We start from the raw sequence: 20,591 nt of genomic DNA on the forward strand, positions 1-20,591 counted from the left end.
CCACCCCCCCGGGAAACCCCCCCCCCCCCCGCGGCCACCCCGCCCCCGCCCCCGGGCCCCGCCAGGGCTCCCGCCCACGCCCCGCCCCCGGCCCCCGCCGCACGCCGTAAGCCACCGCCCCCACCACCAGCACCCCCGCGCCCACGGCCACCGAGACCCACGGCAGCGAGAACGCCAGCACCAGGCACCCGGTGAGCCCCACCACCGGCACCACCCGCGTCGCCGGCCGTGGATCGAGTGTCCAGGCCGACGCGTTGGCCACCGCGTAGTACGCCAGCACACCGAAGGAGGAGAACCCGATCGCGCCCCGCACATCCACCGTGGCGGCCAGGACGGCGACCACCGCGCCCACGGCCAGCTCCGCCCGGTGCGGCACCCGGAACCGCGGATGCACGACGGCGAGGACACCCGGCAGACGCCGGTCCCGGGCCATGGCCAGCGTCGTCCGTGAGACCCCCAGGATCAGGGCGAGCAGCGACCCCAGCGCGGCCACCGCGGCGCCCACCCGCACCACCGGCGCCAGCCAGGGGGCGCCGGCGGCCCGCACCGCGTCGGCGAGCGGCGCGGCGGCCTCGCCCAGCCCCTTCGGCCCCAGGACCGAGAGGACGGCCACGGCGACAGCCGCGTACACGACCAGCGCGATGCCCAGGGCCAACGGGATCGCCCGCGGGATGGTGCGCGCCGGATCCCGGACCTCCTCACCGAGGGTCGCGATACGGGCGTACCCGGCGAAGGCGAAGAACAGCAGACCGGCCGCCTGCAACACCCCGCCGGCACCGCCCGGGACCCCGATGCCCAGCCGGCCGGCATCGGCTTCCCCCGACGTCAGGCACACGACCACCACGAAAGCGAGGACGGCCAGGACCACCCCCACGATCACCCGCGTCAGCCACGCGGACTTCTGGACACCGCCGTAGTTCACCGCGGTCAGCGCCGCCACGGCGGCCACCGCCACGGCGTGCGCCTGCCCCGGCCAGACGTAGGCGCCCACGGTGAGGGCCATCGCCGCGCAGGAGGCCGTCTTCCCGACCACGAACGCCCAGCCCGCGAGGTAACCCCAGAAGTCCCCGAGCCGCTCGCGCCCGTACACGTACGTGCCGCCCGAGGCCGGGTAGAGGGCGGCGAGGCGTGCCGACGACGTGGCGTTGCAGTAGGCGACCACGGCGGCGACCGCCAGCCCGAGGAGCAGCCCGGAACCGGCCGCGTGCGCGGCGGGCGCCAGGGCGGCGAAGATCCCGGCTCCCACCATCGAGCCGAGACCGATGACCACGGCGTCACCGACACCGAGCGTGCGGCGCAGTTCAGGACCGGACGTGTGCGTCATGAGGCCGCACCCTACTGATCACACGCAACCGGCAGGTGCGCGCGTGACGTCCTTCACGGTGCAAGGGCGGCAGGAAAGGGCAGGTACGCGGCATGACGATCATCAGTTGGATCATCCTGGGGCTGCTGGCCGGGGCGGTGGCGAAGTTCCTGCTGCCCGGCCGCGACCCGGGCGGCCTCGTCGGCACGACGCTGATCGGCGTCGCCGGTGCGTTCATCGGCGGCTGGATATCGGCCCGCTGGCTCGACCACCCGATCACCAAGGACTTCTACGACGGCGCCACCTGGGCCGCCGCGATCGGCGGCTCGCTCGTCCTCCTGGTCGCCTACCGCATCCTGTTCGGCCACTCACGCGACTGACCGCGCGGCCGCGGGCCCCGCGGCCGCGCCCGACGGACGAGAAGGGTGGGCGCCGCCCGGGCGCCCACCCTTCCCCGTGCCCGTGCGGCGTGCGAACGCCACCGGTTCCGGCCGGCCGGGCCTACCGGTAGTTCACGAACTGCAGGGCGAAGTCGAAGTCCTTGCCCTTGAGCAGCGCGATGACGGTCTGCAGGTCGTCGCGGCTCTTGGAGCTGACCCGCAGCTCGTCGCCCTGCACCTGGGCCTTCACGCCCTTCGGGCCCTCATCGCGGATGATCTTCGCGACCTTCTTCGCGTTGTCCTGGGAGATGCCCTCCTCGATCGACGCGAAGATCTTGTACTCCTTGCCCGAGAGCTGCGGCTCACCCGCGTCCAGGGCCTTCAGGGAGATGCCCCGCTTGATCAGCTTGGACTGGAAGACGTCGAGGACGGCCTTGACCCGGTCCTCGGAGTTCGCCTCCATGAGGATCTTCTCCCCGGACCACGAGATCGAGGCGCCCACGCCCTTGAAGTCGTAGCGCTGCGAGATCTCCTTGGCGGTCTGGTTGAGGGCGTTGTCGACCTCCTGCCGCTCGACCTTCGAGACGATGTCGAAACTGGAGTCGGCCATGTCCTGTGGCTCCTTGAATCGGGGTGCGTACCGGGCTGCGCACCGGATGCGTACCGGCGTACGTGAAGCGGCCCCCGAGCCCGGCATCGGTCCCCGGCCGCATCCGGACCAGCCTAGTCACCCCCCGGCCTCCGGGTCGCGATCAATCGGGTGGCGAAGCACCCCTGCCCATCGGGTATTGTTTACGTCGTTGCCACGGAGCACCGCCGAAAAGCGGTTCGACGGCAGCAACCCCGGCGGTGTGCCCGAGCGGCCAAAGGGAGCAGACTGTAAATCTGCCGGCTCAGCCTTCCCAGGTTCGAATCCTGGCGCCGCCACACTGGGGAAGACCCCCTCCGGACTGCGGAAACGCAGCCCGGAGGGGGTCTCTTCATGTTCGCGGGGGAGCACCCCGGGGGACGAGGGGCACACTGGCCCCATGTCGTCCCGTCGCCGCCCCTGCCCCGTGTGCCGTCGTGAGATCGCCGTCGTCGCCGGACGGTACGCGCGGCACGATCCGCCCGGCGCCCGGGGGAGCGGGGAACTGACCTCGTGCCCCGGGTCACGCAGACACGCCCCGCTCGGTGCGGAACAGCCCTCGCTGGACGGCTACGTGGTGCCGGAGTTCCCGGGGCAGATGCCCCTCTTCTAGTTGCCGGCCACCGACTTCACGGCCACCGACACCGGCGCGGGGCCGCTGATCAGCTCCAGGGTCAGGCCGGCCGTCGCGGGGGTGTCCACCAGCTCCGCCAGCACGGCGGCCACGTCGTCGCGCGGGACCGGGCCGCGGCCCGTGCGGGCCTCCAGGCGGATCAGGCCGGTGCCGGCGTCGTTGGTGAGCTGACCGGGGCGCAGGATCGTCCAGTCCAGGGCGTCCAGACCGCGTACGTAGGCGTCCGCCTCACCCTTGGCGCGCAGGTACACGTCGAAGATCTCGTCGCCCTCGTGGGCCGGGTCCGCGCCCATGGACGACACGATCACGAAACGCCGTACGCCCGCGCGGACGGCCGCGTCGGCGAAGAGGACCGCCGCCGCCTTGTCCACCGTCTCCTTGCGGCCCACACCGCTGCCCGGTCCGGCACCCGCCGCGAAGACCGCCGCGTCCGCGCCCTCCAGCCGCTGTGCGACCTCCTCCACCGACGCCGACTCCAGGTCGAGCACGACCGGTTCGGCGCCCAGCCGCCGCAGCTCGTCGGAGTGTTCGGGGTTGCGGATGATGCCCGCCACCTCGTCCCCGCGCGCGGCGAGCAGCCGCTCCAGCCGCAGCGCGATCTGACCATGACCACCAGCGATGACAATGCGCATGTTTCCGACCGTACGCCGGGGCGGCCGCGTTCGCCGCGCAACGCCCCAGGGGCCCGCCCGCCCCTACGCGTCGCCCCGGCCCTGCCGGGGCAGCCCCGGTTCCATCTCCGCCGCAGGACCGCCGTACTCCCGCACCGTGCTGGTCCGCGCCACCACACGCCCCCCGTGCACCACGACACGGCTGTACCCCAGCGACAGCGCCTCCGGGAGCCCGTCCCCGCGGACCGCCAGCAGCTCGGCCGGGAAACCCGCCTCCACCCGCACCTCGGGCAGCCCCAGGGCCGCCCGCGCCGCCCCGCTCACCGCGTCGTAGGCGTCCTCGGCGGACAGTCCGTGGCGGGAGGCCAGCAGGTACGCCGCCTCCAGCGGATCGCCGCGGCCCACCGGGTTCGACACGTCCCGCAGGGCGCCGCTCCCGGCGGCCACCCGCACCCCCGCCGACCGCAGCAGCCGTACCGGCGCCGTGCCCCGGTGGTCCACGGCGCCGCAGCCGCCCTGTGGCAGGCACACCACCGTCACCCCGGCCGCCGCGAGCCGGTCCGCGGTCCGCGCGGCCGGCTCGGCGGGCAGCCGGGCGAGACCGCCGCACGGGCCGAGGGCGACCCCCGGCCGCAGCCCGCCCGCCATGGCCGCGAACCGGGCCAGACGGGCGGGGTCGGCGGCGTCCGTGTGCAGATCGACGGGGCGGCCGTGTTCGGCGGCGACCTCCAGGACCGCCTCCACGTACCCCGTGGGATCGGGGTCGAGATCGGGGCAGCCGCCCACCACGGACGCGCCCGTCTTCACCGCGTCCCGCAGTACCGCGAGCCCGTCCGCCCCGGCCACCCCGGTCAGCACCCGGGGCACCGCCACCGTCGTCAGTTCGGCCAGTCCGCGCAGCGAGCGCCCCGCCCGCAGTACGGCGGTCAGCGCGCCGAGCCCGGTCACGTCGCCCACGCGCACGTGCGCCCGCAGCGCCGTCGCGCCGTGCCCGAGCTGGAGCAGCGCCGCCTCCGTCGCGCGGCGCTGGACGTCCCGGGGGTCGTACGAGACGGGGCCGCCGTCGTCGGCGGACAGCGCCGTGTCCGCGTGGACGTGGGGCTCCGCGGGGGCCGGCAGGAGCAGGTAGCCGGTGAGGTCGACCTGCGTGTCGCACGCGCGCGTGGCGTCCGCCGCCAGGCTGCCGGCCGTACCGACCGCCTCGATGCGTCCGCCGCCCAGCCGTACGTCCACGGTCCGGCCGTCGGTGAGGCGCGCGCCGCACAGCAGCAGCGGGTCCGGACCGGCCGCGACCGGACCCGGGGGCGAGGGCGGACGGGGCGGCGGCTGCGGCCGGCTGTCGGGCATCGCGTTCCAGGGGCTCGGGCTGCGCACCGGGGGGCAAGGTCACGCAGGCAAGATCACGCAGAGTGAGTCGAGCCTAGGCCGGGGGCCCGCCCCTCGCCGGGAGGAGCCCAATAGTCGTACCGGCGTGGTCCGCCCCGGGGAGGAGGGGGCGAAACGGATTTGGGCGAACGGCGGCGGACCGTGTAATGTCTTCATCGCTCGCCCCAATAGCTCAGTCGGCAGAGCGTCTCCATGGTAAGGAGAAGGTCAACGGTTCGATTCCGTTTTGGGGCTCTGGTGTGTGAGGTTCCCGCCGCGAGGCGGGGCCCGATCGCATCAAAGCGGTGTAGCTCAGTCGGTAGAGCAAGCGGCTCATAATCGCTGTGTCACCGGTTCAAGTCCGGTCACCGCTACAGACAGTAGCCGATTGCGGGGTCGGTCCTTCGATCGGCTACTCTTCTTGCGTAAATACAGTCAATCCGTTCGTCAAGGAGCACTCACGTGGCTGCCACCGACGTCCGCCCGAAGATCACGCTGGCCTGCGTGGAGTGCAAGGAGCGGAACTACATCACCAAGAAGAACCGGCGTAACAACCCGGACCGTCTTGAGATGAAGAAGCACTGCCCGCGTTGCAATGCGCACACCGCGCATCGCGAAACGCGATAAAACAGGCTCGTACACGAGGCCGTCCCCCCAGCCAGGGGGGCGGCCTCGTGTCGTTTTCCCGACGATCTTTTTCCCGCCGACCGGATACGGTCAGGACCGGCCGACCGCAGGCAGAGACAGACGACACAGGAGGTGCCGCGCGCATGGCGCTCGACCAGTCCTTCGTGGGGCGGACCTACCCGCCCACCGAGCCCTACGAGGTGGGCCGGGAGAAGATCCGCGAGTTCGCCGAGGCGGTGGGGGACGCCAACCCGGCGTACACGGACGTGGAGGCCGCCAAGGCGCTCGGCCACCCCGATGTGATCGCCCCGCCCACCTTCGTGTTCGCGATCACCTTCAAGGCCGCGGGCCAGGTCGTCGCCGACCCCCGGCTCGGCCTCGACTACAGCCGGGTGGTGCACGGCGACCAGAGGTTCGCCTACGTCCGTCCGGTGCGCGCCGGTGACCGGCTCACCGTCACCTCGACCATCGAGACGGTCAAGTCGATGGCCGGCAACGACATACTGGACATCCGCGGCGAGGTGCACGACCAGGACGGCGAGCACGTCGTCACCGCATGGACCAAGCTGGTGGCCCGCGCGGCCGAGGAGGCGTGACGAACACCATGACGGCGAAGATCCCCTACGCCGACGTCGAGGTCGGCACCGAGCTGCCCGCACAGACGTTCCCCGTGACCCGCGCCACCCTCGTCCAGTACGCGGGCGCCTCCGGTGACTTCAACCCCATCCACTGGAACGAGAGGTTCGCCAGGGAGGTCGGCCTGCCCGACGTCATCGCGCACGGCATGTTCACCATGGCCGAGGCGATCCGCGTGGTGACCGACTGGGTGGGCGACCCGGGCGCGGTCGTCGAGTACGGCGTCCGCTTCACCCGTCCGGTCGTCGTCCCCGACGACGGGCAGGGCGCCGTCATCGAGGTCAGCGGCAAGGTCGCCGCCAAGCTCGACGACCACACGGTCCGCGTGGACCTCACCGCGACCAGCGCGGGACAGAAGGTCCTGGGCATGTCGCGTGCGGTCGTCCGGCTGGGCTGACCCGAACGGGTCGGGGGAGCGGGGCCGTCGGCGCCGTCTCGTAGTCTTGGGCCCGTGCAGGAACTCCACGACGCCCCCCTCGCCCCACTGACCACCTTCCGGCTGGGCGGCCCCGCGACCCGGCTGGTCACCGCGACGACCGACGACGAGGTGATCGCCGTCGTCCGCGAGGCCGACGACAGCGGTACACCGCTGCTGGTCATCGGCGGCGGCTCCAACCTGGTCATCGGCGACAAGGGCTTCGACGGCACCGCCCTCTCCGTCGCGACCAAGGGGTTCACCCTGGACGGCACGCGACTGGAGCTGGCCGCCGGCGAGGTGTGGACCGACGCCGTCGCCCGCACCGTCGACGCGGGCCTGGCCGGCATCGAGTGCCTGGCCGGCATCCCCGGCTCGGCGGGCGCCACCCCGATCCAGAACGTCGGCGCGTACGGGCAGGAGGTCTCCTCCACCCTCACCGAGGTCGTCGCCTACGACCGCCGGGCCCGCGAGACCGTCACGCTCGGCAACGAGGAGTGCGCCTTCTCCTACCGCCACAGCCGCTTCAAGGCCGACCCCGAGCGTTACGTCGTCCTGCGCGTGCGCTTCGCGCTGGAGGACGCGGGCGGCCTCTCCAGCCCCGTCAAGTACGCCGAGACGGCCCGCGTCCTCGGTGTCGCACCGGGCGAGCGGGTCCCCCTGGCCACGGCCCGCGAGACGGTCCTGAAGCTCCGTGCGGGCAAGGGCATGGTCCTGGACCCCGAGGACCACGACACCTGGTCGGCCGGTTCCTTCTTCACCAACCCGATCCTCGACGACGCGGCGTTCGCGGCCTTCCGCGCGCGCGTACGGGAGCGGCTCGGCGACGACGCCGAGCCCCCCGCGTACCCCGCGGGCGAGGGCCGCACCAAGACCTCCGCGGCCTGGCTGATCGACAAGGCGGGCTTCACCAAGGGCTACGGCGCCGGCCCGGCCCGCATCTCCACCAAGCACACCCTCGCCCTCACCAACCGCGGCGAGGCGACCACCGAGGACCTGCTGGCACTCGCCCGCGAGGTCGTCGCCGGCGTGCACGAGGCCTTCGGCGTCACGCTGGTCAACGAACCGGTCACGGTGGGCGTGAGCCTGTAGCGGCGGAAATCCCCGTTGCCGTCGGCCGCACGGGCCCGCGATCCCGGGTCCGTGCGGCCGACCACATGCAGTTGGGACTGCGCCGGTTCCGACCCCGTACGGGCCCGCGCGAGCACCGCGTCGTCCAGCCCCGGCACCCCCTGCGCCACACCTCGCCGCGCGCCCCGGAGCCCATCGGCCTGCTCCTCGGCGACCACGACGGGCTGAACCGGCTCGCCGGCCTGTTCTCCTTCGCCGCCTGCGCGCGCCACACGATCGTCCACGTGCCGCTGCGCAGCGGCGTCCCGCCGGACGAGGGCCTCGGAGACCTCGTCGACCTGGTCCTGGTCCATCACTCCTACGGACTGCGCCCGAGCGCGTGGCCGCGGTTGCGCCGCTCGCTCGGACCGGGCGCCCCGCCGGCCGTCCGCACCGACGAGGCGCGCACGGACCGGGACGCCGCCGCCCTGCGCGGGCGCCCGCGGTGGGCGGACCGCCGGGACGAACCGCGGCACGTCACCCACGCGCGCACCCTCTTCCTCCACGGCGGCCGCGACGCCTTCGCCGAGACGGCCGTGTCCCTGGCGTACGCGGCCGGCCGGGGGCCGCGCGAGAAGGGGGTCGTGGAGGGGCGGGCGGCCTTCGTCCTGAGCCTCGACCACCTCGTCCAGGGGCCCGGCGGCGGCCACCCCTACGAGATCATGGTCTGTTTCAAGCCGTATCCGCCCTGCGCCCACGTCAAGCGACCGGGGCGGTGAGCCAGTCGTCCACACCCGACAGCAGTCTCGCCTTCACGTCCTCCGGGGCCGCCGAGCCCCGCACCGACTGCCGGGCCACCTCCGCCAGCTCCGCGTCCGTGAAGCCGTGGTGGTCCCGCGCGATCTCGTACTGCGCCGTCAGCCGGGAGCCGAACAGCAACGGGTCGTCCGCGCCCAGCGCCAGGGGGACCCCCGCCTCGAACAGGGTGCGCAGCGGGACGTCCTCCGGTTTGTCGTACACGCCCAGCGCCACGTTCGACGCCGGGCACACCTCGCACGTCACCTGACGGTCCGCCAGCCGCCGCATCAGCCGCGGGTCGTCCGCCGCCCGCACCCCGTGCCCGATCCGGTCCGCCGCCAGGTCGTCCAGGCAGTCCCGGACCGAGGCCGGCCCCGCCAGTTCGCCGCCGTGCGGCGCGGACAGCAGCCCGCCCTCCCGCGCGATCGAGAACGCCCGGTCGAAGTCGCGGGCCATCCCGCGCCGCTCGTCGTTGGAGAGGCCGAACCCGACGATCCCCCGGTCCGCGTACCGCACCGCCAGCCGGGCCAGCGTGCGCGCGTCCAGGGGATGCTTCATCCGGTTGGCCGCCACCAGCACCCGCATCCCGATCCCGGTGTCCCGCGTCGCCGCGTCCACCGCGTCCAGGATGATCTCCAGCGCCGGGATCAGCCCGCCCAGCCGGGGCGCGTACGACGTCGGGTCCACCTGGATCTCCAGCCAGCCCGAGCCGTCCCGCAGGTCCTCCTCCGCCGCCTCCCGCACCAGCCGCTGGATGTCCTCCGGCTCCCGCAGGCACGAGCGCGCCGCGTCGTACAGCCGCTGGAAGCGGAACCAGCCGCGCTCGTCCGTGGCCCGCAGTCTCGGCGGTTCCCCGCTGGTCAGCGCGTCGGTCAGCGCCTCGGGCAGGCGCACGCCGTACTTGTCGGCCAGTTCCAGCAGGGTGGTGGGCCGCATGGACCCGGTGAAGTGCAGGTGCAGATGGGCCTTCGGCAGTTCGGAGAGATCACGTACACGCGGGGGGTTCGGGGGGAGCCCCCCTGAAGAGCTCAGCATTCACCGATCCTGCCGCACGCCCCGTCCGTCCCGGTAGCGCTTTCCCCTTTCGTGGTCTTGCCCGCACAAAAGAACAGGGGCGCCCGGGAGGAGACCCGGGCGCCCCTGCGGCGGAAGGACGACGTCAGTCGCGCGCCTCCGCCAGCAGCTTCTGGATCCGGCTCACGCCCTCGACGAGGTCCTCGTCGCCCAGCGCGTACGACAGCCGCAGGTAGCCCGGCGTGCCGAACGCCTCACCCGGCACCACCGCGACCTCGACCTCCTCCAGGATGAGCGCCGCGAGCTCGACCGAGTCCTGCGGGCGCCTGCCCCGGATCTCCTTGCCGATCAGCGCCTTCACCGAGGGGTAGACGTAGAACGCGCCCTCGGGCTCCGGGCAGACCACGCCGTCGATCTCGTTGAGCATCCGGACGATGGTCTTCCGCCGCCGGTCGAAGGCCTCGCGCATGGTCGCGACCGCGTCCAGGTCGCCGGAGACGGCGGCGAGCGCGGCCGCCTGGGCGACGTTGGAGACGTTCGACGTGGCGTGCGACTGCAGGTTGGTCGCGGCCTTCACCACGTCCTTCGGGCCGATGATCCAGCCGACCCGCCAGCCCGTCATCGCGTACGTCTTCGCCACACCGTTGACCACGACGCACTTGTCGCGCAGCTCGGGCAGGAGCGCGGGCAGGGACACGGACACGGCGTCGCCGTAGACCAGGTGCTCGTAGATCTCGTCGGTGAGCACCCACAGGCCGTGCTCGACGGCCCACGTGCCGATCGCCTCGGTCTCGGCCTCGCCGTAGACCGCGCCGGTCGGGTTCGACGGGGAGACGAAGAGGACGACCTTCGTCCGCTCGGTGCGGGCCGCCTCCAGCTGTTCCACGCTCACGCGGTAGCCGGTCGTCTCGTCGGTGACCACCTCGACCGGGACACCGCCGGCCAGCCGGATCGACTCCGGGTACGTGGTCCAGTACGGCGCCGGGACGATGACCTCGTCGCCCGGGTCGAGGATCGCGGCGAAGGCCTCGTAGATGGCCTGCTTGCCGCCATTGGTGACCAGGATCTGGGAGGGGTCCACCTCGTAGCCGGAGTCGCGCAGAGTCTTGGCGGCGATCGCGGACTTCAGCTCCGGCAGACCGCCGGCCGGCGTGTACCGGTGGTACTTCGGGTTCTTGCAGGCCTCGATCGCGGCCTCGACGATGTAGTCCGGCGTCGGGAAGTCGGGCTCACCGGCGCCGAAGCCGATCACCGGACGCCCGGCGGCCTTGAGGGCCTTGGCCTTGGCGTCCACGGCGAGGGTGGCGGACTCGGAGATCGCGCCGACTCGGGCGGAGACCCGGCGCTCGGTGGGAGGGGTTGCAGCGCTCATGGACCCATCGTTCCAGACCGGAAACCCACGCGGCACGGGGGTTTCACGTACTGAACAACACCGGGCAAACCCCTGGACACCAGTCCGGATCGACGCCGCCGCGACGGCACGGCGGGACGATCTTCCGCCGGGGTGGTGCTTCCCGGGTGCTTTTCGTTCGACGCCCGGCCCGGGAACACGTACACTCTCACCTCGTTGGCCTTCAGCGGCCCGCGCTCAGCCGGTGCACACCAAGCACCCGGTCGGATGCGGTACGTTGGGGGACACACAAAGGGTCGTAGCTCAATTGGTAGAGCACTGGTCTCCAAAACCAGCGGTTGGGGGTTCAAGTCCCTCCGGCCCTGCTACACACACCTTCGCCAGGATGTGTGCGCATGTACGTACAGCAATGCACCGCCGTGCGGGCTCTGACCGGGCGCGGCACGGCCACGACCCGGAATCAGGTGAGGACGAGTGACGGACGCCGTGGGCTCCATCGACATGCCTGATGCCCAGGACGAGGCGCCGGACTCCAAGAAGACCCGCAAGGGCGGCAAGCGGGCCAAGAAGGGGCCGCTGAAGCGTCTCGCGCTCTTCTACCGTCAGATCATCGCGGAACTCCGCAAGGTCGTCTGGCCCACCCGCAACCAGCTGACGTCGTACACGACCGCCGTGATCGTCTTCGTCGTCGTGATGATCGGTCTGGTCACCCTGATCGACTATGGTCTCAGTCACGCCGCCAAGTACGTCTTCGGCTGAGCTCTCGACAGGGGCGCCGGGATCCCGGGCGCCCTTTTCGCGCATTCCGGAAGGGGCGGTGCTCCGTGATAGGCTCTTTGCGCCCGTAAGGGCGTCGTGGCAGGGCTTGCCAGAGGGATGACGCCGCGTCGGCGGTCGAGCGTCCGTGAACCTCAACCCATCGGGTTGGAACCCTTCCGCTCTCAGGCGGCAGGGTGAGGTCAACCCTTGTATCCAGGAAGAAGAAGCAGTCACCGTGCCTGACCAGAACCTGAACGACGCCATCGAGCCCGGTGAGTCCGTCGACGACGAACTCGACACCGTCGAGGGCGCGGACGAGGACCTGGACGAGGCCGGGACTGCCGTCGCCGAGCCGGGTGAGACCGCGGACGACGCGACCTCGCTCGTCGAGGGCGACGAGGCGGCGGAGCCGGAGGACGAGTCCGAGGCCGCTGCCGAGGAGGACGACCGCGACCCGGTCGAGAAGCTCCGCGAGGAACTGCGGACGCTGCCCGGCGAGTGGTACGTCATCCACACGTACGCGGGCTACGAGAACCGGGTGAAGACCAACCTGGAGCAGCGCGCCGTCTCGCTGAACGTCGAGGACTACATCTTCCAGGCCGAGGTGCCGCAGGAAGAGGTCGTCCAGATCAAGAACGGCGACCGCAAGACGATCAAGCAGAACAAGCTCCCGGGTTACGTCCTGGTCCGCATGGACCTGACGAACGAGTCCTGGGGCGTCGTCCGCAACACCCCCGGTGTCACCGGCTTCGTGGGCAACGCCTACGACCCGTACCCGCTGACGCTGGACGAGATCGTCAAGATGCTCGCCCCGGAGGCCGAGGAGAAGGCCGCCCGCGAGGCCGCCGAGGCCGAGGGCAAGCCGGCCCCGCAGCGCAAGGTCGAGGTCCAGGTGCTGGACTTCGAGGTCGGCGACTCGGTCACCGTCACCGACGGCCCGTTCGCCACGCTCCAGGCGACCATCAACGAGATCAACCCCGACTCCAAGAAGGTCAAGGGCCTGGTGGAGATCTTCGGCCGCGAGACGCCGGTCGAGCTCTCCTTCGACCAGATCCAGAAGAACTAGCCCTTCTGGCACACAGCGTCCGAACAGGTCAGGCGAGCGGTCGCACGCGCGCCTGACCTGCTCGGTTTTCAGCCGCGCATCTATACCCGTTATCGTTGTGCGGTATGCCTGCGTCCGGGTTGTCCCCATGGCGCGGGCAGGACCCGAATCGAAAGGACCCGGAGAGCCATGCCTCCCAAGAAGAAGAAGGTCACGGGGCTCATCAAGCTCCAGATCCAGGCCGGTGCCGCGAACCCGGCTCCGCCGGTCGGCCCCGCGCTGGGTCAGCACGGCGTGAACATCATGGAGTTCTGCAAGGCCTACAACGCCGCGACCGAGTCGCAGCGCGGCTGGGTCATCCCGGTGGAGATCACGGTCTACGAGGACCGCTCCTTCACCTTCATCACCAAGACCCCGCCGGCCGCGAAGATGATCCTCAAGGCCGCGGGCGTGGAGAAGGGCTCCGGCGAGCCGCACAAGACCAAGGTCGCGAAGATCACGCGTGACCAGGTCCGTGAGATCGCCACCACCAAGATGCCCGACCTCAACGCCAACGACCTGGACGCCGCCGAGAAGATCATCGCCGGCACCGCCCGTTCCATGGGCGTCACGGTCGAGGGCTGACCTCCACCCCCGTAAGCCAAGCAGTAGTGGCAGGGCCTGCTCGGCCCGGACCACGACTCCTCAGATTCCACAGGAGCTTTCAGTGAGCAAGCGCAGCAAGTCTCTCCGCGCTGCGGACGCCAAGATCGACCGGGAGAAGCTGTACGCCCCGCTCGAGGCCGTCCGTCTCGCCAAGGAGACGTCCACGACCAAGTTCGACGGCACCGTCGAGGTCGCCTTCCGCCTGGGTGTCGACCCGCGCAAGGCCGACCAGATGGTCCGTGGCACCGTGAACCTCCCGCACGGCACCGGCAAGACCGCCCGGGTCCTGGTCTTCGCGACCGGTGACCGTGCCGAGGCCGCGCGTGCCGCGGGCGCCGACATCGTCGGCGCCGACGAGCTGATCGACGAGGTGTCGAAGGGCCGTCTGGACTTCGACGCCGTCGTCGCCACCCCGGACCTCATGGGCAAGGTCGGCCGCCTCGGCCGCGTGCTCGGTCCCCGTGGTCTGATGCCGAACCCGAAGACCGGCACCGTGACTCCGGACGTCACCAAGGCCGTCAACGACATCAAGGGCGGCAAGATCGAGTTCCGCGTCGACAAGCACTCGAACCTGCACTTCATCATCGGCAAGTCGTCCTTCGACGACACCAAGCTGGTGGAGAACTACGGCGCCGCGCTGGAGGAGATCCTCCGTCTGAAGCCGTCCGCCGCCAAGGGTCGCTACATCAAGAAGGCCGCCATCAGCACCACGATGGGCCCCGGCATTCCGCTCGACCCGAACCGCACCCGCAACCTCCTCGTCGAGGAGGACCCGGCCGCCGTCTGAGCCGGGTGGGCCGGATGACCGGCCCGTGCACGCCGTGAGAGCCCGTCCCCGCACCTCGTCCGAGGCGCGGGGACGGGCTTTTTTCCGTCGGCGGTGTCGGGGGCGTGGGTTACCGTTCCCTCGACCTCACAGGCGTAGCGCAGCGAAACAACCGGGGGTGGGACTCATGGGCATGACCGCATGGAGGCGCGCGGGTGTCTGTCTGACGGCCGCGGCCGTCGTCGTGGGCGTCGCGGGTTGCCAGGACGGCGCCCCGGCGGGGGCCGAGGGCCGGCAGACGCGGAACGAGATGACGAAGGTCCTCCAGGCCGCCTTCGAGAACACCTCGGAGGCCAAGTCCGCCAAGGTCCGGATGACCATGACGATGGCGGGGAGCGGGAGCATGGAGCTCTCCGGCGTGCAGGGCTGGGACCCCGGTGTCATGGACGTCACCATGAAGACCTCCGGCGTCATGGCGGACGACCCGGACGTTCCCGAGAAGGTCCGCATGATCATGGTGGACGACGTCGTCTACATGGACGCGGGCGCGGAGCAGGCCGCCGAGATGGACGGCAAGCGCTGGATGAGGATGGACTTCGCCGCCATGGCCGAGGAGGCCGGCGACGCGGAACTGCGGAAGCGGATGGCCGGCGGCCTGGAGAACCTGAACCAGGACCCGGCACAGCAGATCGCCCTGCTGCTCGAGTCGCCGAGTCTGAAGCACGTCGGGCCGGAGGAGATCGACGGCGTCCGGACGCAGCACTACGAGGGCACGCTGAGCTTCGAGGAAATGGCCGACGCCGACGAGTCCTTCGGCCTGCTCTCCGAGGCGGAGCGCCAGGAGCTGCTCGCCGACGCCGAGAAGTCGGGCATGAAGGGGTACGACACCCAGGTCTGGGTCAACGAGGACGACTACCCGGTCAAGATGGTCATCGGGATGAGGACGCCCCAGGGGACGATCAACCTGACGAGCGACTACTCGGACTACGGGGCCAGGGCCGAGGTCGAGACGCCGCCGGCACGGGACACCTTCGACTTCGTCGAGATGCTGAAGGAGCTGGAGGGCCTCGGGGCGGACTCCGGGGCCGGCCTCAGCGCCTGAGGCCCCGGCGCTCCCGATGCCCATGATCGGCCGATTTGCTTGACGCCGATCCGTTCGCGTACTCTTCCACGGAAGCCAAAGACCGCTGGTCGTTGCCGTGCGCTCGTCAGAGTTCACGGTGGCCGAAGGATCCGCTGAACTGCGGACGACCCGCGCAGGTGTCAGTGGAAGAGTTCCCGGAGCCCGCCGTCGTAAGGACGCGAGCGACCGGTTGAGCTACGCCCCGTGCGCCTGCGCCGGGGCGTTTCGTTTTCCCCAGTCCTCCTTCGGGTCCGCGCGGTCCGAATCACCCGGAAGGAGGCCGAGGCTCTATGGCGAGGCCCGACAAGGCTGCCGCGGTTGCCGAGCTGACGGACAAGTTCCGCAGCTCCAACGCCGCCGTGCTGACCGAGTACCGCGGTCTCACCGTGGCGCAGCTCAAGACGCTGCGTCGTTCGCTCGGTGAGAACGCCCAGTACGCCGTGGTGAAGAACACGCTGACCAAGATTGCGGCCAACGAGGCCGGGATCACGCTCGACGACCAGCTCTTCGCTGGCCCGACGGCGGTCGCCTTCGTCACCGGTGACCCGGTGGAGTCGGCGAAGGGTCTTCGTGACTTCGCCAAGGACAACCCGAATCTCGTCATCAAGGGCGGTGTCCTTGACGGCAAGGCGATGTCCGCCGACGAGATCAAGAAGCTCGCGGACCTCGAGTCCCGCGAGGTTCTGCTCGCCAAGCTGGCGGGCGCCTTCAAGGGCAAGCAGACGCAGACTGCTCAGCTCTTCCAGGCGCTCCCCTCGAAGCTCGTCCGCACCGTGGACGCGCTCCGTGCCAAGCAGGACGAGCAGGGCGGTGCCGAGTAATTCGGCTCGCTTTCCGATCCTCGCCGCGTGAACCGCACGAGGTGAGGGTCGACGCGGGCCCGACGTACGCCCGCCACACCCCGTACATCCGGCACCTGCCGATTTAGTGGAAGGACCGCCATCATGGCGAAGCTCAGCCAGGAAGACCTGCTCGCCCAGTTCGAGGAGATGACCCTCATCGAGCTCTCCGAGTTCGTGAAGGCCTTCGAGGAGAAGTTCGACGTCACCGCCGCCGCCGCCGTGGCCGTCGCGGGCCCGGCCGGTCCGGCCGCCCCGGCCGAGGCCGCCGAGGAGAAGGACGAGTTCGACGTCATCCTCACCGGTGCCGGCGACAAGAAGATCCAGGTCATCAAGGTCGTGCGTGAGCTGACCTCCCTGGGTCTGAAGGAGGCCAAGGACCTCGTGGACGGCGCCCCGAAGCCCGTCCTCGAGAAGGTCGCCAAGGACGCCGCCGAGAAGGCCGCCGAGTCCCTCAAGGGCGCCGGCGCCTCCGTCGAGGTCAAGTAAGACCTTCCGGGCCCGTCAGGACCCGCTGCGCGTCCCGCGGGACGTGTAACGCTCAAGCGCTGAGGAGCGATCATCCATCCGGGTGGTCGCTCCTCGGCGTATGAGGGGCCCGGCGGCGGCTGCCTTGCCCCCGGGACGGCGGGGGGTAGGGTGATCTTCGTCGTGCCTCCCGGGGGCCGCGAGGATGTGCCTGGTGGCAGGCGGCTCCGGCAAGAGGGGCCTTGACGAACCGCACGCGGCGCGCAATTCTCAGGACGCGTCGTCGCAAGGATCCGAATCCGAGGCATGGATCGACGGCAAAGAGGGCAGTATCAACGTGCGTTGAGGGCAGCGCCTTGTCGCAGGAGTTGAGAAGAACGAGGGCCTCCACCGGGTTCGTAAACCGGCATTGGACATCAGTGTGGCAAATGGCTACACTGACCCTTTGCGCTGCCTGTTAGCTGTCCCCTGCCCGTCACCAGGGGCATGCCCTCGCTCGAGCATCGACGACTGGATCATCTCCGACCTGGGATGTCCGTCTCTCTGCACGGTGGGGGGCCGGTACGCGCGTAGTGAGTCCGAGCCCTCGGAAGGACCCCCTCTTGGCCGCCTCGCGCAACGCCTCGACCGCGAATACGAACAACGGTGCCAGCACCGCCCCGCTGCGCATCTCCTTTGCAAAGATCAAGGAGCCTCTCGAGGTTCCGAACCTGCTCGCGCTGCAGACCGAGAGCTTCGACTGGCTGCTCGGGAACACCGCCTGGCAGAGTCGGGTCGAGGAGGCTCTCGAGAACGGGCACGACGTCCCCACCAAGTCCGGTCTGGAGGAGATCTTCGAAGAGATCTCCCCGATCGAGGACTTCTCCGGGTCGATGTCGCTGACCTTCCGCGACCACCGCTTCGAGCCGCCGAAGAACTCCATCGACGAGTGCAAGGAGCGCGACTTCACGTACGCGGCCCCGCTCTTCGTCACCGCCGAGTTCACCAACAACGAGACCGGCGAGATCAAGTCCCAGACCGTCTTCATGGGCGACTTCCCGCTCATGACGAACAAGGGCACGTTCGTCATCAACGGCACCGAGCGTGTCGTGGTGTCGCAGCTGGTCCGTTCGCCCGGCGTCTACTTCGACTCCTCCATCGACAAGACGTCCGACAAGGACATCTTCTCCGCCAAGATCATCCCTTCCCGGGGCGCCTGGCTGGAGATGGAGATCGACAAGCGCGACATGGTCGGTGTCCGCATCGACCGCAAGCGCAAGCAGTCCGTCACCGTCCTCCTGAAGGCGCTCGGCTGGACCACCGAGCAGATTCTCGAGGAGTTCGGCGAGTACGAGTCCATGCGCGCCACCCTGGAGAAGGACCACACCCAGGGCCAGGACGACGCGCTGCTCGACATCTACCGCAAGCTGCGTCCGGGCGAGCCCCCCACGCGTGAGGCCGCGCAGACGCTGCTCGAGAACCTCTACTTCAACCCCAAGCGCTACGACCTCGCCAAGGTCGGCCGCTACAAGGTGAACAAGAAGCTCGGCGGGGACGAGCCGCTGGACGCCGGCGTGCTCACCACCGACGACATCATCGCCACCATCAAGTACCTGGTGAAGCTGCACGCCGGTGAGACCGAGACGGTCGGCGAGTCCGGTCGCTCGATCATGGTCGAGACCGACGACATCGACCACTTCGGCAACCGCCGCATCCGCAACGTCGGCGAGCTGATCCAGAACCAGGTCCGTACGGGTCTCGCCCGTATGGAGCGCGTCGTGCGCGAGCGCATGACCACCCAGGACGTCGAGGCGATCACGCCGCAGACCCTGATCAACATCCGGCCGGTCGTCGCCTCCATCAAGGAGTTCTTCGGCACCAGCCAGCTGTCGCAGTTCATGGACCAGAACAACCCGCTGTCGGGGCTGACGCACAAGCGTCGTCTGAACGCCCTCGGCCCGGGTGGTCTCTCCCGTGAGCGGGCCGGCTTCGAGGTCCGTGACGTGCACCCGTCGCACTACGGCCGCATGTGCCCGATCGAGACGCCGGAAGGCCCGAACATCGGTCTGATCGGCTCGCTCGCCTCGTACGGCCGGATCAACCCGTTCGGCTTCATCGAGACGCCGTACCGCAAGGTCGTCGAGGGCCAGGTCACCGACGAGGTCGACTACCTGACCGCCGACGAGGAGGACCGCTTCGTCATCGCGCAGGCCAACGCCCCGCTGAGCGACGAGATGCGGTTCGTCGAGAACCGGATCCTGGTCCGCCGTCGTGGCGGCGAGGTCGACTACGTCCCCGGTGACGACGTCGACTACATGGACGTCTCGCCGCGCCAGATGGTGTCGGTCGCGACCGCCATGATCCCGTTCCTCGAGCACGACGACGCCAACCGTGCCCTCATGGGCGCGAACATGATGCGCCAGGCCGTGCCGCTGATCAAGAGCGAGTCCCCGCTCGTCGGCACCGGCATGGAGTACCGCTCCGCCGTCGACGCCGGCGACGTGGTCAAGGCCGAGAAGGACGGTGTGGTCCAGGAGGTCTCCGCGGACTACATCACCACCGCCAACGACGACGGCACGTACATCACGTACCGCCTGGCCAAGTTCTCGCGCTCCAACCAGGGCACCTCGGTCAACCAGAAGGTCATCGTCAACGAGGGCGACCGGATCATCACCGGCCAGGTCCTCGCCGACGGCCCGGCCACCGAGAACGGCGAGATGGCGCTCGGCAAGAACCTGCTGGTCGCGTTCATGCCGTGGGAGGGCCACAACTACGAGGACGCGATCATCCTGTCGCAGCGCCTCGTGCAGGACGACGTCCTCTCCTCGATCCACATCGAGGAGCACGAGGTCGACGCCCGTGACACCAAGCTGGGCCCCGAGGAGATCACCCGGGACATCCCGAACGTCTCCGAGGAGGTCCTCGCCGACCTCGACGAGCGCGGCATCATCCGCATCGGCGCCGAGGTCATCGCCGGCGACATCCTCGTCGGCAAGGTCACGCCCAAGGGCGAGACCGAGCTGACCCCCGAGGAGCGCCTGCTCCGCGCGATCTTCGGCGAGAAGGCCCGTGAGGTCCGTGACACCTCGCTGAAGGTGCCGCACGGCGAGACCGGCAAGGTCATCGGCGTGCGCGTCTTCGACCGCGAGGAGGGCGACGAGCTTCCCCCCGGCGTCAACCAGCTGGTGCGCGTCTACGTCGCGCAGAAGCGCAAGATCACCGACGGTGACAAGCTCGCCGGCCGCCACGGCAACAAGGGCGTCATCTCCAAGATCAACCCGATCGAGGACATGCCGTTCCTGGAGGACGGCACGCCGGTCGACATCATCCTCAACCCGCTGGGCGTCCCGTCCCGGATGAACCCGGGACAGGTCCTGGAGATCCACCTCGGCTGGCTCGCCAGCCGCGGCTGGGACGTCTCCGGCCTCGCGGAGGAGTGGGCCGAGCGGCTCCAGGCCATCGGCGCCGACAAGGTCGAGCCCGGCACCAACGTCGCCACCCCGGTCTTCGACGGTGCGCGTGAGGACGAGCTCGCGGGCCTGCTCCAGCACACCATCCCGAACCGCGACGGCGAGCGCATGGTGCTCCCGTCCGGCAAGGCGCGGCTGTACGACGGCCGCTCGGGCGAGCCGTTCCCGGAGCCGATCTCGGTCGGCTACATGTACATCCTGAAGCTGCACCACCTGGTCGACGACAAGCTGCACGCGCGTTCGACCGGTCCGTACTCCATGATCACCCAGCAGCCGCTGGGTGGTAAGGCTCAGTTCGGTGGCCAGCGGTTCGGCGAGATGGAGGTGTGGGCACTCGAGGCGTACGGCGCCGCCTACGCGCTCCAGGAGCTGCTGACCATCAAGTCCGACGACGTCACCGGCCGCGTGAAGGTCTACGAGGCGATCGTCAAGGGCGAGAACATCCCCGAGCCCGGCATCCCCGAGTCCTTCAAGGTCCTCATCAAGGAGATGCAGTCCCTGTGCCTGAACGTGGAGGTGCTGTCCAGCGACGGCATGTCCATCGAGATGCGTGACACCGACGAGGACGTCTTCCGCGCTGCGGAGGAGCTCGGCATCGACCTGTCCCGGCGCGAGCCGAGCAGCGTCGAAGAGGTCTGACGGGAGTGGGGCGGCCCGGTGAACTCCGGGCCGCCCGCCCCAGGAC

21 protein-coding genes and 4 tRNA genes are annotated in these 20,591 nt (G+C 70.2%); 19 read left to right on the plus strand and 6 right to left on the minus strand.

Going from position 1 to position 20,591, the window contains the following annotated elements; genetic code table 11:
- Window positions 1–1,324, minus strand: a 1,324-nt coding sequence (locus ADK41_RS29775; protein WP_245174643.1) for an APC family permease, incomplete at its 3' end; no start/stop codon positions are given.
- Window positions 1,325–1,416: 92 nt separating this feature from the next.
- Here ADK41_RS29775 and ADK41_RS29780 point away from each other — a divergent pair.
- Window positions 1,417–1,683: a GlsB/YeaQ/YmgE family stress response membrane protein gene (locus ADK41_RS29780; RefSeq protein ID WP_030823443.1), complete on the plus strand. Its 267-nt coding sequence runs from the start codon at window positions 1,417–1,419 to the stop codon at window positions 1,681–1,683.
- Between the two features lie 121 nt (window positions 1,684–1,804).
- Here the strand turns inward: ADK41_RS29780 and ADK41_RS29785 are convergent, their stop codons facing one another.
- Window positions 1,805–2,293, minus strand: coding sequence for a YajQ family cyclic di-GMP-binding protein (locus ADK41_RS29785; RefSeq protein ID WP_030823445.1), 489 nt, complete (start codon window positions 2,291–2,293; stop codon window positions 1,805–1,807).
- A 235-nt stretch (window positions 2,294–2,528) separates the two neighbouring features.
- Between ADK41_RS29785 and ADK41_RS29790 the strand changes: the two genes are divergently transcribed.
- Both ADK41_RS29790 and ADK41_RS29795 read left to right on the plus strand, forming a co-directional pair.
- Window positions 2,529–2,610: transfer RNA gene (locus ADK41_RS29790), tRNA-Tyr, on the plus strand.
- A gap of 101 nt (window positions 2,611–2,711) precedes the next feature.
- The gene (locus ADK41_RS29795; RefSeq protein WP_030823447.1) at window positions 2,712–2,924 is read left to right on the plus strand and encodes a hypothetical protein; all 213 of its coding nucleotides are present in this window, start codon (window positions 2,712–2,714) and stop codon (window positions 2,922–2,924) included.
- Here the strand turns inward: ADK41_RS29795 and ADK41_RS29800 are convergent.
- On the minus strand, window positions 2,921–3,577 hold the full coding sequence (locus ADK41_RS29800; RefSeq protein ID WP_030823448.1) for an NAD(P)H-binding protein: 657 nt from the start codon (window positions 3,575–3,577) through the stop codon (window positions 2,921–2,923). The two genes, ADK41_RS29795 and ADK41_RS29800, sit on opposite strands and share 4 nt — an antisense overlap.
- Before the next feature lie 63 nt (window positions 3,578–3,640).
- The gene (locus tag ADK41_RS29805) at window positions 3,641–4,903 is read right to left on the minus strand and encodes an amidohydrolase family protein (protein WP_030823449.1); all 1,263 of its coding nucleotides are present in this window, start codon (window positions 4,901–4,903) and stop codon (window positions 3,641–3,643) included.
- Window positions 4,904–5,103: 200 nt separating this feature from the next.
- Here ADK41_RS29805 and ADK41_RS29810 point away from each other — a divergent pair.
- The 7 genes from ADK41_RS29810 (at window position 5,104) to ADK41_RS29840 (ending at window position 8,428) form a co-directional block, all read left to right on the plus strand.
- A tRNA-Thr gene (locus ADK41_RS29810) sits at window positions 5,104–5,176 on the plus strand.
- A gap of 46 nt (window positions 5,177–5,222) precedes the next feature.
- Window positions 5,223–5,295 (plus strand) — tRNA-Met (locus ADK41_RS29815).
- Window positions 5,296–5,383: 88 nt separating this feature from the next.
- Window positions 5,384–5,548 carry a 50S ribosomal protein L33 gene (rpmG, locus tag ADK41_RS29820; RefSeq protein WP_003948671.1) on the plus strand — a complete coding sequence of 55 codons (165 nt, stop codon included), beginning with the start codon at window positions 5,384–5,386 and terminating at the stop codon, window positions 5,546–5,548.
- A 143-nt stretch (window positions 5,549–5,691) separates the two neighbouring features.
- Window positions 5,692–6,144 (plus strand): MaoC family dehydratase N-terminal domain-containing protein, encoded by a 453-nt coding sequence (locus ADK41_RS29825; protein WP_030823450.1) that lies wholly within the window; start codon window positions 5,692–5,694, stop codon window positions 6,142–6,144.
- 8 nt (window positions 6,145–6,152) lie between these two features.
- Window positions 6,153–6,581: a MaoC family dehydratase gene (locus ADK41_RS29830; RefSeq protein ID WP_030823451.1), complete on the plus strand. Its 429-nt coding sequence runs from the start codon at window positions 6,153–6,155 to the stop codon at window positions 6,579–6,581.
- A 54-nt stretch (window positions 6,582–6,635) separates the two neighbouring features.
- Window positions 6,636–7,691, plus strand: coding sequence for a UDP-N-acetylmuramate dehydrogenase (locus tag ADK41_RS29835; protein ID WP_030823452.1), 1,056 nt, complete (start codon window positions 6,636–6,638; stop codon window positions 7,689–7,691).
- A gap of 65 nt (window positions 7,692–7,756) precedes the next feature.
- Complete coding sequence (locus ADK41_RS29840; protein WP_030823454.1) at window positions 7,757–8,428, plus strand: hypothetical protein; 672 nt, start codon at window positions 7,757–7,759, stop codon at window positions 8,426–8,428.
- Here the strand turns inward: ADK41_RS29840 and ADK41_RS29845 are convergent.
- Both ADK41_RS29845 and ADK41_RS29850 read right to left on the minus strand, forming a co-directional pair.
- Complete coding sequence (locus ADK41_RS29845) at window positions 8,409–9,482, minus strand: adenosine deaminase (protein WP_051843062.1); 1,074 nt, start codon at window positions 9,480–9,482, stop codon at window positions 8,409–8,411. The two genes, ADK41_RS29840 and ADK41_RS29845, sit on opposite strands and share 20 nt — an antisense overlap.
- A 124-nt stretch (window positions 9,483–9,606) precedes the next feature.
- Window positions 9,607–10,833: a pyridoxal phosphate-dependent aminotransferase gene (locus ADK41_RS29850; protein ID WP_030823459.1), complete on the minus strand. Its 1,227-nt coding sequence runs from the start codon at window positions 10,831–10,833 to the stop codon at window positions 9,607–9,609.
- Window positions 10,834–11,104: 271 nt separating this feature from the next.
- On the opposite strand from ADK41_RS29850, the gene ADK41_RS29855 reads away from it, so the two are divergent.
- From ADK41_RS29855 to rpoB, 9 genes are all read left to right on the plus strand, one after another.
- Window positions 11,105–11,177, plus strand: a tRNA-Trp gene (locus ADK41_RS29855).
- Window positions 11,178–11,286: 109 nt separating this feature from the next.
- A complete protein-coding gene (gene secE, locus ADK41_RS29860; protein WP_030823461.1) occupies window positions 11,287–11,571 on the plus strand; it encodes a preprotein translocase subunit SecE in 285 nt (94 codons plus the stop codon).
- A 235-nt stretch (window positions 11,572–11,806) separates the two neighbouring features.
- A complete protein-coding gene (gene nusG / locus ADK41_RS29865) occupies window positions 11,807–12,637 on the plus strand; it encodes a transcription termination/antitermination protein NusG (RefSeq protein ID WP_030823463.1) in 831 nt (276 codons plus the stop codon).
- Between the two features lie 168 nt (window positions 12,638–12,805).
- Entirely contained in the window at window positions 12,806–13,240 is a 435-nt protein-coding gene (rplK, locus tag ADK41_RS29870) for a 50S ribosomal protein L11 (protein WP_006130605.1), read from the plus strand.
- 82 nt (window positions 13,241–13,322) lie between these two features.
- Entirely contained in the window at window positions 13,323–14,048 is a 726-nt protein-coding gene (gene rplA, locus ADK41_RS29875; RefSeq protein WP_030823465.1) for a 50S ribosomal protein L1, read from the plus strand.
- A gap of 166 nt (window positions 14,049–14,214) precedes the next feature.
- Window positions 14,215–15,129: a hypothetical protein gene (locus tag ADK41_RS29880; RefSeq protein WP_030823467.1), complete on the plus strand. Its 915-nt coding sequence runs from the start codon at window positions 14,215–14,217 to the stop codon at window positions 15,127–15,129.
- A 311-nt stretch (window positions 15,130–15,440) separates the two neighbouring features.
- A complete protein-coding gene (rplJ, locus tag ADK41_RS29885; protein WP_030823469.1) occupies window positions 15,441–15,971 on the plus strand; it encodes a 50S ribosomal protein L10 in 531 nt (176 codons plus the stop codon).
- Between the two features lie 123 nt (window positions 15,972–16,094).
- Entirely contained in the window at window positions 16,095–16,478 is a 384-nt protein-coding gene (rplL, locus tag ADK41_RS29890) for a 50S ribosomal protein L7/L12 (RefSeq protein WP_030823471.1), read from the plus strand.
- A gap of 581 nt (window positions 16,479–17,059) precedes the next feature.
- Window positions 17,060–20,545: a DNA-directed RNA polymerase subunit beta gene (gene rpoB, locus ADK41_RS29895; protein WP_030823474.1), complete on the plus strand. Its 3,486-nt coding sequence runs from the start codon at window positions 17,060–17,062 to the stop codon at window positions 20,543–20,545.
- The last annotated feature ends 46 nt before the right edge of the window (window positions 20,546–20,591 follow it).

The organism is Streptomyces caelestis (genome assembly GCF_001279005.1).
GTDB classification, from domain to species: domain Bacteria; phylum Actinomycetota; class Actinomycetes; order Streptomycetales; family Streptomycetaceae; genus Streptomyces; species Streptomyces heliomycini.